This is a genomic window from Pseudomonas sp. S2_H01, from assembly GCF_054668305.1.
This window is the reverse complement of sequence record NZ_CP162756.1, coordinates 5,581,241-5,594,038: the sequence shown is the minus strand read 5'-3', so window position 1 is coordinate 5,594,038 and position 12,798 is coordinate 5,581,241. Positions and strand designations below refer to the sequence as shown.

Here is a 12,798-nt window from a genome sequence, read left to right as displayed (position 1 = left end):
TTGGCGAAAAATCGGCACCCGCCTTGATCAGTGCCGCTGGAATGGGTGCCGAACAGATCCGGAATATCGCGCACCTCTGTATTCGTCTCCTGCAGACGGGTCACGGTCAGGCTCGTTTGAGTTATTGGCAGGAACGCACAGCCAAAGAGCTGATGATGGCCCACCTGGGTTCTACCATTCAGATTTCGACTGTCGCCAAAGAGTGCGCCCTGTCACGTAGTCACTTCTCCCGCGCCTTTAAAAACTCCACGGGGCACGCCCCCAGTGCCTGGCTTCTGCTTGCACGACTGACCCGGGCTCAAGAGCTCCTGGCGCAAACGGATTGGCCGATTTCTCAGGTGGGGTATGAATGCGGGTTCGCCGATCAACCCCATTTCACCCGGGTCTTTGCCAGAGAACTGGGCATGACTCCAAAAAAGTGGCGCGTGAAGAAAAAAACGGCTCAAGACAAGCCTCAGCGTAACGACTGACCCTCCTTCGCAGGCAATCGGCATACGATCGTTTGTCCAGCAGGCTCACGGTTCCACAGCAAATCGGAACTGACCTTTTCCACGCCGTTTGGCGTCGTACATGGCCGTGTCGGCAGCACGCATCAAGTCTTCGACGGTGCTCCCGCTGTCAGGCAGGCACGCAATGCCGATACTCGCGCCCAGCTGAAAGCGAGATTGATCGGCGGACACTTGCCCGATCAGTTTTTCAGCGACGGCGGCGGCGTCCCCCGGACCGTTAACGCCTTCGATGATGACCGTGAATTCGTCACCACCGATCCTGGCCAGCCGGTCATAAGGCCTCAAACAGGCCTGTAACTGACCACTGACCCAGCGCAAGGCGTCGTCTCCTCGATCATGACCAAATTGATCATTGATCTGCTTGAAGCCATCGAGGTCCAGAAACAGCAGCGCGCTCATCCGCCCGGTCCGTTGATTCCGCGAAATCGCTGCCTGCAGGGCCTGGATGAAACCACGGCGGTTCAGCAAACCGGTCAGCGGATCGGTGATGGTCATCACCTCCAGTTGGTGGTGGAGCTCGCGCACCGCCGACATGTCCAGCGCCAGGATCGTCATGGCTTGCTGTCCTTGCGTCAGTGGTGAGCAGGACAAGGCAACAGGGATGCATCTGCCGTCCCGGCTGCGCAGATTGGCGTCGTGCAATCGAAAGCTCTCACCCCGTTGCAGGTGGTCCCGCCACACCGACGCAGCCCAATCGTCCTCGTGGGGCGTTTCGATCCAGTTCAGCAGCGCAGTGCCTTGCAGTTCGTCGCCGGAACAGCCGAGCATGCCGCGGATGGCCGGGTTGGCGAAACAGATCAGGCCTTGGCTGTCGACCACCAGAATGCCTTCAGCGGTGTTGTCCAGAATCGATGCGTTAAACGCCCGCGCCCGCTCCAGTTGCTGGCTCGCCTGCAACAGGCTGCGCCGATACTGTTCATGCTCCAGCAACACCCGTGCCTTGTGCAGGAGCATGGCGGGATGCACGGGTTTGGTCATGAAATCCACGGCGCCTGCGGTGTATCCCTGAGCCAGCACCGCGTCGGTCTGCCGCATCCCGGAAATAAAGATGATGGGCGTGAATCGGGTGTCGGGATCAGCCCGCATCCGACGTGCCACTTCAAAACCGTCCATGCCAGGCATCTGGACATCCATCAACACCAGCCCTATCGACCCGGATGTCATGCAGGCCAGCGCCTTGGCGCCGGAGTCGACGCAGCGAACGGTCCGGTCGAGCTCTTCGAGCAACTCCTGCATGCCCTCCAGATTGTCCGCTTCGTCATCGACGACGAGGATTTCCAACGCCTGCTCGTGCACGTGCAATGCACACCTCCCTGTCTATGAACACTGCGGCCCTCGCGCCCACGGCGAGATGATCGTGCCGACGAAAGCTAAAGCATAGCGGTGCTAATCCATTCGACCTGCTTCTTTTCCCCGTCCGTTCTGACGGTGGCGAGTCTTCAGCGTCATCACTGGATGACGCCCGTACAGACGTTTCTCGTCCCTTCAAGTGGACACCTGCCGAGGGTCGTCCACACTGTATGCATCAAACCGGTGCACATTTGTAACGCGTCGCGGTCCATTGCGTATGGGATGTACACGTGAGGATATGAGATGTCAGCTGATTCCCGTCCGGCCGTACTTGAACTGATCGGCAACACCCCACTGGTGCGCGTCAGTCGCATCGACACGGGGCTCTGTACCTTGTTTCTCAAGCTGGAATCCCAGAACCCCGGTGGCTCCATCAAGGACCGCATCGGTCTGGCGATGATCGATGCCGCCGAGCGCGATGGCTCGCTGCGCCCCGGAGGCACCATCGTCGAGGCAACAGCGGGGAACACGGGGCTGGGTCTGGCGTTGGTCGGCCGGGCCAAGGGCTATCGGGTCGTGCTGGTGGTGCCCGACAAAATGTCCACGGAGAAGGTCCTGCACCTCAAAGCCATGGGCGCCGAAGTGCACATCACCCGCTCCGATGTCGGAAAAGGCCACCCCGATTACTATCAGGACGTGGCCGCGAGGTTGGCCAAGGACATACCGGATGCCTTCTTTGCCGATCAATTCAACAACCCCGCCAATCCATTGGCCCATGAATGCAGCACCGCCCCGGAGATCTGGGCCCAGACGCAGCATGACCTGGACGCGATCGTGGTCGGCGTAGGCTCGGCAGGCACGCTCACCGGCCTGACCCGGTTCTTCAAACGGGTGCAGCCGGATCTTGAAATGGTCCTGGCCGACCCCGTCGGCTCGGTGGTCGCAGAATACAGCCGCACACGCACGCTGCCGGAGCCCGGTTCCTGGGCGGTCGAGGGCATCGGCGAAGACTTCATTCCCTCGTTCGCCGACCTCTCCAGCGTCCGCCATGCCTATTCCATCAGCGATGAAGACAGCTTCGAACATGCCCGGCATTTGTTGCGCGCCGAGGGCATTCTGGGCGGCTCATCGACCGGCACGCTATTGGCGGCTGCGTTGCGTTTCTGCCGCGAGCAGAAGGAGCCCAAGCGCGTGGTCAGTTTCGTTTGCGACACCGGAACCCGGTATTTATCCAAGGTCTACAATGATCAGTGGATGACCGATCAGGGCCTGATGCAGCGCACCCGATACGGCGACCTGCGAGACCTGATCGCCCGGCGTTTCGAGGACGGTCGTGTCATCAGCGTCGGCCCGGATGACACCCTGCTCACCGCTTTCCAGCGCATGCGTCTGGCCGATGTCTCGCAATTGCCTGTGCTGATTGACGGCAAACAACTGGTCGGGGTCATCGATGAATCGGACATTCTCCTGGACGTTCACAATGACGCGTCGCATTTTCGCACCACGGTCGCCAGCGCCATGACCGGCAAACTGGAAACCCTGCCGCCCGATGCGGGCCTTGCCAGACTTCAGGCAGAACTGGATCGCGGCCTGGTCGCCATCATCGCCGACGCCTCAGGCTTCCACGGCCTCATCACCCGCGTCGACCTGCTCAATCACTTGCGGAGATCCCTTGCATGAGTCAGCACGACGAGCACCCTCCATCCCTCGCTTTCGCCACACGCGTGATCCACGCCGGGCAGTCTCCGGACCCTTCGACCGGCGCCCTGATGCCGCCGATCTACGCCAACTCCACCTACCTGCAAGAAAGCCCCGGCGTACACAAAGGGCTGGACTATGGCCGCTCGCACAACCCGACGCGCTTTGCACTGGAACGTTGTGTGGCGGACCTCGAAGGCGGCACTCAGGCCTTTGCATTTGCGTCAGGGCTGGCGGCGATTTCTTCGGTGCTGGAATTGCTAGATGCCGGCTCACACATTGTGTCGGGCGATGACCTGTACGGCGGGACCTTCCGCCTCTTCGACAAAGTCCGTCAGCGCAGTGCAGGCCATCGTTTCAGCTTCGTCGACATGACTGATCTCTCCGCCGTCGAGGCGGCCATTCAGGACGACACCCGGATGCTCTGGGTCGAGACTCCCAGCAATCCGCTGTTGCGCCTGTCCGACCTGGCCGCCATCGCGCGCCTCTGCCGTGACCGGGACATCATCTGTGTCGCCGACAACACCTTCGCCAGCCCCTGGATTCAGCACCCGCTGGCACTGGGTTTCGACATCGTCGTGCACTCCACCACCAAATACCTCAACGGCCACTCGGACGTCATCGGCGGCATCGCTGTGGTGGGGCAGAACCCGGAACTGGCAGAACGTCTTGGCTTTCTGCAAAATTCGGTCGGTGCCATCGCCGGACCGTTCGACGCCTTTCTGACCCTGCGCGGCGTGAAAACCCTTGCGCTGCGCATGGAGCGGCACTGCAGCAACGCGCTCGAACTGGCGCAATGGCTGGAGCGGCAGCCCCAGGTGGCCGCCGTTTACTACCCGGGACTGCCCACGCACCCCCAACACGCCCTCGCCTGTCGGCAAATGCGCGGGTTTGGCGGGATGATTTCGCTGGACCTGAAAACCGATCTGGCCGGCACGCGACGCTTCCTCGAACAGGTGCAGATATTCGCTTTGGCAGAAAGCCTGGGGGGCGTCGAAAGCCTTATCGAACATCCGGCCATCATGACCCATGCCAGCATCCCGGCAGACAACCGCGCGAAGCTGGGCATCGGGGATTCGCTGGTCAGGCTGTCCGTGGGGATCGAAGAGGTCGAGGATCTGCGCGCAGATCTGGCGCAGGCGTTAAGCAGCATTTGATCGCTGCTCGCTCCAGCCTCTGCCGACAGACAGGGACCGGAGCGGGCCCTTCAGATGGACCGGGCCGATCCCTCCCGCGCCCCGACGCTTACGCTTAACCCGGCCGCGCTATCCCATGATGGCGCAGCTTGCGATAGAGCGTATTGCGGCTGATACCCAAGCGCTCCGCCACGCGGGCGATGTGCCAATGCTCTGCTTCGATCAGGCTGAGCAATGTCTGACGCTCGGAGATATTCAGCGGGTTCTCGACACAGGCAGCGGGCGCTGTCGGCAGCAACTCTTCAACGTCCTCCAGGGTAATGCGCCCTTCCCACGCCAACGCAACCAGGGTGCGCAAGCAGGTGCGCAGTTGCCGGACGTTGCCCGGCCAAGGGTGCGACAACAGCCGATCCTTCACACCGGGCTCGAACCGGATCGTTATGCCCTTTGCTTCTTCGCGCAGCAGCCATTCGAGCAGGCTGCTTTTGTCGGAACGCTCACGCAGGGGCGGCAACTGAACGGCAAATCCACCCACTCGGTAGAACAGATCTTCCCGGAAGCGACCGTCAGCCACACACGCGTTGAGGTCCTGATGAGTGGCACTGACGAGCCGGATGTCCAGCGGTCGTGGGGATGCGCCACCCAAAGGCATCACTTGACGCTCCTCCAGGACCCGCAACAGACGCGTCTGCAGGGCCAACGGCATGTCAGCGATCTCGTCGAGAAACAAAATGCCCCCGTGCGCCTGCTCCAGCTTGCCGACCATGCCGTCTTTGCGTGCGCCGGTGAAGCTGCCGCCGCGATAGCCGAACAGTTCGCTTTCGATCAGTGATTCGGGAATGGCCGCGCAGTTGATCGCAATAAAGGGTTGACTGGATCGCGAGCTCGCCCTGTGCAAGGCCGCTGCGAAGGCTTCTTTGCCGGTCCCCGTTTCGCCCTGCAAAAGCACCGGGACATCGCGTTCCAGTACGCGCAATGCGCGGCCAAAGCCGCGTTGCAGGCGTGGGTCTTCCAGGCACACGCGTACGTCGTTGATTTTCGGCATCGCCGGGACGACCAAGGGGGCCGAGCGCAGGGGCGCTCGCAATTGGCCGTAGAACAGGCGTCCGTCCAGCCATCGCAGCGGCCAGCAGACACTGGGTTGAGCGCTGGCCTGACTCAGTAGGTGTTCAAGTGGCGTGTCCAGCAGCGTCGTCAGCGACTGTCCGACCACAGACCCACGGCTCAGGCCCAGCAGGTCCAGCGCGGCCTGATTGACGGAACAGACGCGCGCCTGGTCATCGAAACCGAGCAGGCCTTCACCCAACAGGCCGACGAACCCGGCTTGCGAGTGAAAGCGCAACAAGTACCGATCCGGCGCGTCGCCCAGAAAGAAGCAGCTTTCGATTAATCGGGCAGACAGGTTGGTCAGCGCCATGGCCTGAAAGTGCTGCTGAAGGCTCTGTTCCTCCCGAACGGAAGACAGGTTGAGGACGGCAAGCAAGTCCCCCTTGGCGTCGAATATGGGGCTGGCCGAGCACGTCAGGCCGACATGCTTGCCACGAAAGTGCTCGTCTCGGCGTATGGTCACGTGACGGCGCTCGACCAGGCAGGTCCCGACGCCGTTGGTGCCTTCGCTTTCTTCACGCCAGACCGACCCCAGCCACAGGCCGGAGCGCTGAAACTCGGCGCGTTCGGCGTCGTTGAACACGCTGTCGATCGCCACGCCGCGCGCATCGGTGAGCAGCACGACGTGACCGTCACGGCCGACCTGCTGGTGAAGGCTGTTCATCTGCCAACGGGCGACACCGATGATGTGTTCCAGCGGTGCACGGTGATCCTGCAGTCGCGGCTGTTCGACGACGTCGGGCGCTCGGCGACTGGCGGGGTCGAGCCCGTGCTGGTCCAGGCAACGGCGCCAGGAACGGGCGATGGCGACGTCTGCCACCGGGCCGGGACAGGCCTGAATTCCCTGCACGGCTTGCAAGACTTGTTGCGCGTGCGCGCTGATCAGGGTGGGCGTCATTGTTTTTATTCTCCGCGACGATCAAGAAACGGTTCCGTTCGCAGCTTAGACCAAGGCATCAGGCAGCAAGCGACAACGGGACGGACGCCTCCTGGCGGCGCGTGACACTGTGTCACCCGTGATTATCGCTGGCGTGACACTCAGGCCGCACTGTCAGAGGGGTACAACCTCTAGTCGACTGCTCTGGAACAAGGGTCTTGGGGGGATGGCCCGAGCTTTGCTCTGACCAACGCGGTACAAAAACAACAAGATCGGGAGAAACCCCCATGAACGTCGCAATCGAAACACCCCTGCAAACGCCCACTGCCCAACTGTCGTCGTGGATCGAACAGTTGGGCGACCGTCTCGCCCAGCGTGACATCGACGGCACCCTCGACCTGTTCGCCGACACGTGTTACTGGCGTGACTTGTTGCTGTTCAGCTGGAACCTGGTCACGCTGGAAGGCAAACCGGCCATCCGAGACATGCTGGAATCGCGACTCGATACGACACGCCCTGAACATTGGCAGCTGGAAGGCGACGCGACGCTGACGGATGGCGTGCTTGAAGGCTGGATCAGCCTGGAGACCGACGTCGCGCGTGGCAAAGGCTATGTGCGCTTGAAAGACGGGCTCTGCTGGACACTGCTGACCACCATGCGCGAACTCAAAGGCCACGAAGAACCCACCGGTCGACGCCGTCCCATGGGCGCCAACCACGGTCACGGCTACGCCGACAAACGCAACTGGCTGGAACGTCGCCGCGATGAAGAGGCGTCGCTGGGCATCACCACCCAACCCTACTGCCTGATCGTCGGCGGTGGCCAGGGTGGACTGGGGCTTGCAGCGCGACTCAAACGCCTGGGCGTTCCCACGTTGGTGATCGACAAGGCGGAGCGTCCGGGCGACCAATGGCGGGGGCGCTACAAATCACTTTGTCTGCACGACCCGGTCTGGTACGACCACATGCCGTACCTGCCCTTCCCCGATCACTGGCCGGTGTTCACGCCCAAAGATCAGATTGGCGACTGGCTGGAAATGTACACAAAGGTGATGGAGCTCAATTACTGGGCGCGCACCGAGTGCGTCAACGCCCGATTTGATGATCAGGCAGGCACCTGGACGGTTGAGGTGCTGCGTGATGGCGAACGCCTGACGTTGCAGCCGACCCAGTTGATTCTCGCCACCGGCATGTCCGGCGTGGCGAATGTGCCGGCCTATCCGGGCGCCGAGGTGTTCAAAGGCCAGCAACATCACTCCAGCCGCCATCCCGGCGGCGACGCATGGCGCGGCAAACGTGCGGTGGTCATCGGTGCCAACAACTCGGCACACGATATTTGCGCCGACCTGGTGGAAAACGGCGCCGAGGTGACCATGGTGCAACGCTCCAGCACGCATATCGTGCGCTCCGACAGCCTGATGGACCTGGTGTTCGGCGGGCTGTATTCGGAAGATGCGCTGGACAGCGGGCTGACGACGGACAAGGCCGACATGCTGTTTGCGTCCATTCCCTACAAGGTCATGCCCAGTTTCCATCAACCGGTCTTTGAAGCGATCAAGGTCCGTGACAAAGCGTTCTATGAGCGACTCGAAAGCGCCGGTTTCATGCTCGATTTTGGCGACGATGAATCCGGGCTGTTCATGAAGTACGTCCGTCGCGGGTCCGGTTATTACATCGACGTCGGTGCTTCGGAGCTGATCGCCAACGGCACGATCAAGCTCAAGAGTGCGCCCGGGCTTGGCGTTGAGCGCATCGAAGCAGACGCCGTGGTGCTTAACGATGGCAGCCGGTTGCCGGCTGATCTGATCGTTTATGCCACCGGCTATGGATCAATGAATGGCTGGGCGGCAAAACTGATTTCCCAGGACGTCGCGGACAAGGTCGGCCGTTGCTGGGGGTTGGGTTCCGGCACCACCAAGGATCCAGGCCCTTACGAAGGCGAATTGCGCAACATGTGGAAGCCGACGCAGCAGGAGAACCTGTGGTTTCACGGCGGTAATCTGCACCAGTCACGGCACTATTCGTTGTACCTTGCGCTGCAATTGAAGGCGCGTTTTGAAGGTCTCGAACCCTCGGTCTATGCCCTCGCGCCCAGCCACCACGCAGGCTGATAAAAAAGTCGCCCGACTTCGGTTGGGCGACGCTCTCCTGTTTAAAAAAACGCCTACACTTTCGCTCGATCAGTACCGCCTCAATCGCGAGCGTTCGGTGAAGCCGTGAACGCCGTTCGCTCTCTACGCCCCCTCTATCGCCGCAGGAGATGACTGTATGCCAAAGAGTCGTTCCCCTTTCACCATGGACTGCTGGAACAAGGCGTGGATCATTCACGGGCATAAACTGGCTTGCCGGCATTGCGGCGCAAAGCAGTGCCCGACGACCGACGAGCACCCGTTCAGGCACACCGATACCTGTGAAATGAGCGCAACGGGGCCTCGTTATCCCTGGAAGGAACTCAATGATCTGCTGAAAGCGGATCTCGCAGAAACCCGAAGGATGCTCCACTGAATACCCAAATACCGGATACCGACGCCCAGAACCGGGCGGCGCAGGCCTCGTCGTCCGGTGGCAACGTGGGGTGCCCGGCAAATCACAGGCAATAAAAAACCCGCCTGAGCGGGTTCTTTTCTATCAACACCATTCCAACGTCCTGTCGGCAGCCTTCCGGGCAAATGGCAGATCATCCTTGACCTCTGAAGCCCTTCCTGTGCTTCAGTCGATGGATCCAATGTATGACGTCGGCACCGGTGTGTATACGGCGGGTTTGCGCAAACGCGTGTAAGCCTTTCGCTATAGGCCACATCGCGTGCTGCCAGTGCGCTGCCGTTACGTGCGAAGATGATGCCACCGAGCCCTCGGCTATTCAGGATTGAGCAATGCCACAAGAGCGAATTGAAGCACTCCGCCTCCACAAGTCCATACAAGGGCCGATCAATGATCTGGTGCGGGCACTGAACGCCGCCACCACCCGGGAAGACATCGAAAGAGAAGGTGCCATGGAGATAGCCTTCATTCTGGGCCTTGAGACAGCACGACGCCTGCGTGCCGCCGACATCGAAGCGCTTTACATCATTTTTGACGACGCTGTGCAGCAACGGCTCAAGCAATTGTCGAATTGATCCAGGGTTGAACGCTGCGCGGTGCGTAACGACTGCCCGGCACTTTCGTGACACCCCCCACCGTACACAGCATTCGCGGGCTGTCAGGCTTGCGCCAGAATACTGTTCAGTAACCCCGGAAAACGCAGTTCAAGCGCGTCGGCTCGCAAGGTATTCATGTGCGTGGTCCCCACATTGCGGGTCTGGACCAGCCCGGCATCGCGCAAGACACGGAAATGATGGGACATGCTCGACTTGGGTCGCCCCCCGTCCAGTTCACCGCACGTCGCTTCGGCGACACTGGCCAGCCGGCGCACGATGTCCAGGCGGACAGGGTCGCTCAGCGCATAAAGCAGACGCTCAAGGGACAGTTCGGACGGCAGAGGATGTTTGAAGGCGCGCATGTGCGCATCATAACGAGGGGTTTCGCGTAACGCCATATTTCGAATACTATCGAACAAGCGAATCAACCCTACGAGGAATCTGTCCATGTCTGCACTGTTCGAGCCGTTCTCCCTGAAGGACGTCACCCTGCGCAACCGCATCGCCATTCCCCCGATGTGTCAGTACATGGCCGACAACGGCGTCATCAATGACTGGCATCACGTCCACCTTGCCAGCATGGCGCGCGGTGGTGCCGGCCTTGTGGTGGTGGAAGCCACTGCCGTATCGCCTGAGGGACGCATCACCCCCGGCTGTGCCGGTATCTGGAGTGACGAACATGCCCAGGCCTTTATTCCAGCCGTCAAAGCGATCAAGGCCGCGGGTTCAGTGCCGGGCATTCAGATCGCCCATGCAGGCCGCAAAGCGAGCGCCAATCGCCCGTGGGAAGGCGACGATCACATTGCAGCAACGGACCCGGCCGGCTGGCAGACCATCGGCCCCTCCCCGATCGCGTTCGGAGCCCACCTGCCCAAGGTGCCGCAGGAAATGACGCTGGACGATATCGCCCGCGTTCGTCAGGACTTCGTCGACGCCGCCCGCCGCGCTCGCGAAGTCGGGTTTGAATGGATCGAGCTGCACTTCGCTCACGGTTATCTGGGGCAGAGCTTCTTTTCCGAGCACTCCAACCAGCGCACTGACGCCTACGGTGGCAGCTTTGACAACCGCAGTCGCTTCCTGCTGGAAACCCTGGCGGCAGTGCGCGAAGTCTGGCCTGAAAACCTGCCGCTGACCGCGCGCTTCGGCGTGATTGAATACGACGGCCGCGACGAGCAGACGCTCAGTGAATCGATCGAACTGGCGCGCCGCTTCAAAGACGGCGGTCTGGACCTGCTCAGCGTCAGCGTCGGCTTCACCATCCCGGACACCAATATCCCGTGGGGCCCGGCCTTCATGGGCCCGATTGCCGAGCGCGTGCGTCGCGAGGCGGGAATACCGGTGACCTCCGCTTGGGGTTTCGGCACGCCGCAACTGGCGAACGACGCCATCAAGGCCGGGCATCTGGACCTGGTGTCGGTTGGCCGTGCTCACCTGGCGGATCCACACTGGGCGTACTTCGCCGCCAAAGAACTGGGCGTGGACAACGCGTCCTGGACGCTGCCTGCGCCTTACGCGCATTGGCTGGAACGCTATCGCTGAGGCGACGCTGAACCGGGGACGTCGCTCAGGCGGCGTCTCTTTTGGTACAGATCACACAAAAAAATGCGCACCAGTGGTCTTTTTTGGTGCGTTATGTGTGCGGCGCATACCCCATGCCGAACCGTCATAATCCTGATTTTATTGGCCGTGATACTCTCGCCGCACTTTTAAACAGGCGTAGATCGTATCTTCGACGAAGGCCCAGACTCAGGAACCGTCATGTCCAGAATTTCCCACTCCGCTCTGCGCCGTAATTTTCGCCAACTCCTGGCCTCTCAGGCCTGCTTTGAAACCGCTTCCGTGTTTGATCCGATGTCTGCCCGCATTGCTGCCGATCTGGGCTTTGAAGTCGGCATTCTCGGCGGATCGGTCGCTTCGCTGCAGGTTTTGGCCGCACCGGACTTTGCACTCATTACCTTGAGTGAGTTCGTGGAACAAGCCACCCGCATTGGCCGCGTGGCACAACTTCCTTTTATTGCCGACGCTGATCATGGCTACGGGAACGCGCTGAATGTCATGCGCACGGTCGAAGAGCTGGAGCGCGCAGGTGTTGCCGCGCTGACGATCGAAGACACCCTCTTGCCTGCACAGTTTGGCCGTAAATCCACCGATCTCATTTCTGTAGAAGAAGGCATCGGCAAGGTCAAAGCGGCGCTTGAGGCACGTGTCGACCCGGAGTTGGCGATCATTGCGCGCACCAACGCAGGCGTACTGTCGGTCGAAGACTGCATCGAACGTACACTGGCCTACGAACAAGCCGGCGCTGACGGCATCTGCATCGTCGGGATCAAGGACTTCGAACACCTCGAACGTATTTCGGAAAAGCTGACAGTGCCGCTGATGCTGGTGACCTACGGCAATCCGAAGCTCAACGACAACGCGCGGCTGGCGAAGCTGGGGGTGCGGATCATCGTGGCCGGTCACGCCGCCTACTTCGCCTCGATCAAGGCCACCTACGACAGCCTGCGCGCGCAGCGTCAGGTCACGCACAGCACCGAAAACCTCAGCGCGACCGAACTCACCCACACCTACACCCTGCCGGAAAGCTATGTGGCCTGGGCGGAAGAGTTCATGGACGTCAAAGAGTAACCCTGTTGCCCGGCGAATCAGCGCCCGCCACAGCACACGGGTGGGCCTGCCGGGCCGCGCGGGTCAGGTCTGCAACAAACCACTGACCTTCTCCAGATACGGGATCTGCGTTTCGCTGCGGTGACTCACCAGCCACGCCCGTGCCTTCCCCACATCGAAGATCTGTCCCTGGTCCATGAGCGCGAGCACCAGCGCGTGGGACATCCGGTAGTGGCCGCACGCTGCGCATTTCCTTTCCTCCCAGGGCTCAGGGCACGCGAGCTCTTCGGCCGGGCCTGCGCAAATCAAGCAAGTCATGGGTCTTCCCCCCGTTTTTATTATTCGTCATGTCGACCGGTTTATCGGCGACGAATTCCCGAAAAGCACCCCGTACACGCCTATAACCGACCGAGGCCAGATGCCTCGACCAAAAATGC

12 protein-coding genes are annotated in these 12,798 nt (G+C 61.1%); 8 read left to right on the top strand and 4 right to left on the bottom strand.

What is annotated here, in order from left to right; genetic code table 11:
- The first annotated feature begins 41 nt into the window (after nt 1–41).
- The gene (locus AB4N84_RS24815; RefSeq protein WP_460043662.1) at nt 42–470 is read left to right on the top strand and encodes a helix-turn-helix domain-containing protein; all 429 of its coding nucleotides are present in this window, start codon (nt 42–44) and stop codon (nt 468–470) included.
- A gap of 45 nt (nt 471–515) precedes the next feature.
- On the opposite strand, the gene AB4N84_RS24810 is transcribed toward AB4N84_RS24815, so the two are convergent.
- Nucleotides 516–1,805, bottom strand: coding sequence for a diguanylate cyclase domain-containing protein (locus AB4N84_RS24810; protein ID WP_460047133.1), 1,290 nt, complete (start codon nt 1,803–1,805; stop codon nt 516–518).
- A 297-nt stretch (nt 1,806–2,102) separates the two neighbouring features.
- On the opposite strand from AB4N84_RS24810, the gene AB4N84_RS24805 reads away from it, so the two are divergent.
- Both AB4N84_RS24805 and AB4N84_RS24800 read left to right on the top strand, forming a co-directional pair.
- Complete coding sequence (locus AB4N84_RS24805; protein ID WP_074751054.1) at nt 2,103–3,479, top strand: pyridoxal-phosphate dependent enzyme; 1,377 nt, start codon at nt 2,103–2,105, stop codon at nt 3,477–3,479.
- A complete protein-coding gene (locus tag AB4N84_RS24800) occupies nt 3,476–4,654 on the top strand; it encodes a cystathionine gamma-synthase (protein ID WP_460043661.1) in 1,179 nt (392 codons plus the stop codon). Before AB4N84_RS24805 ends, AB4N84_RS24800 begins: the two co-directional genes overlap by 4 nt.
- A 94-nt stretch (nt 4,655–4,748) precedes the next feature.
- Here the strand turns inward: AB4N84_RS24800 and AB4N84_RS24795 are convergent, their stop codons facing one another.
- Nucleotides 4,749–6,638 (bottom strand): sigma-54-dependent Fis family transcriptional regulator, encoded by a 1,890-nt coding sequence (locus AB4N84_RS24795; RefSeq protein ID WP_460043660.1) that lies wholly within the window; start codon nt 6,636–6,638, stop codon nt 4,749–4,751.
- Between the two features lie 266 nt (nt 6,639–6,904).
- Here AB4N84_RS24795 and AB4N84_RS24790 point away from each other — a divergent pair, with 266 nt between their 5' ends.
- From AB4N84_RS24790 to AB4N84_RS24780, 3 genes are all read left to right on the top strand, one after another.
- Nucleotides 6,905–8,728, top strand: coding sequence for an NAD(P)-binding domain-containing protein (locus AB4N84_RS24790; RefSeq protein ID WP_460043659.1), 1,824 nt, complete (start codon nt 6,905–6,907; stop codon nt 8,726–8,728).
- Between the two features lie 157 nt (nt 8,729–8,885).
- Nucleotides 8,886–9,122, top strand: a complete 237-nt coding sequence (locus AB4N84_RS24785) for a hypothetical protein (protein WP_074751062.1) — start codon at nt 8,886–8,888, stop codon at nt 9,120–9,122.
- A 368-nt stretch (nt 9,123–9,490) separates the two neighbouring features.
- Nucleotides 9,491–9,733 carry a hypothetical protein gene (locus AB4N84_RS24780; RefSeq protein WP_460043657.1) on the top strand — a complete coding sequence of 81 codons (243 nt, stop codon included), beginning with the start codon at nt 9,491–9,493 and terminating at the stop codon, nt 9,731–9,733.
- 83 nt (nt 9,734–9,816) lie between these two features.
- Here the strand turns inward: AB4N84_RS24780 and AB4N84_RS24775 are convergent, their stop codons facing one another.
- The gene (locus tag AB4N84_RS24775) at nt 9,817–10,152 is read right to left on the bottom strand and encodes an ArsR/SmtB family transcription factor (RefSeq protein WP_460047132.1); all 336 of its coding nucleotides are present in this window, start codon (nt 10,150–10,152) and stop codon (nt 9,817–9,819) included.
- A 49-nt stretch (nt 10,153–10,201) separates the two neighbouring features.
- Between AB4N84_RS24775 and AB4N84_RS24770 the strand changes: the two genes are divergently transcribed.
- Together AB4N84_RS24770 and AB4N84_RS24765 are read left to right on the top strand one after the other, a co-directional pair.
- A complete protein-coding gene (locus AB4N84_RS24770; RefSeq protein WP_074751072.1) occupies nt 10,202–11,293 on the top strand; it encodes an NADH:flavin oxidoreductase/NADH oxidase in 1,092 nt (363 codons plus the stop codon).
- 219 nt (nt 11,294–11,512) lie between these two features.
- Nucleotides 11,513–12,382: an isocitrate lyase/PEP mutase family protein gene (locus AB4N84_RS24765; protein ID WP_074751075.1), complete on the top strand. Its 870-nt coding sequence runs from the start codon at nt 11,513–11,515 to the stop codon at nt 12,380–12,382.
- 63 nt (nt 12,383–12,445) lie between these two features.
- On the opposite strand, the gene AB4N84_RS24760 is transcribed toward AB4N84_RS24765, so the two are convergent.
- Nucleotides 12,446–12,679 (bottom strand): hypothetical protein, encoded by a 234-nt coding sequence (locus AB4N84_RS24760; RefSeq protein ID WP_074751077.1) that lies wholly within the window; start codon nt 12,677–12,679, stop codon nt 12,446–12,448.
- Nucleotides 12,680–12,798: the final 119 nt, after the last annotated feature.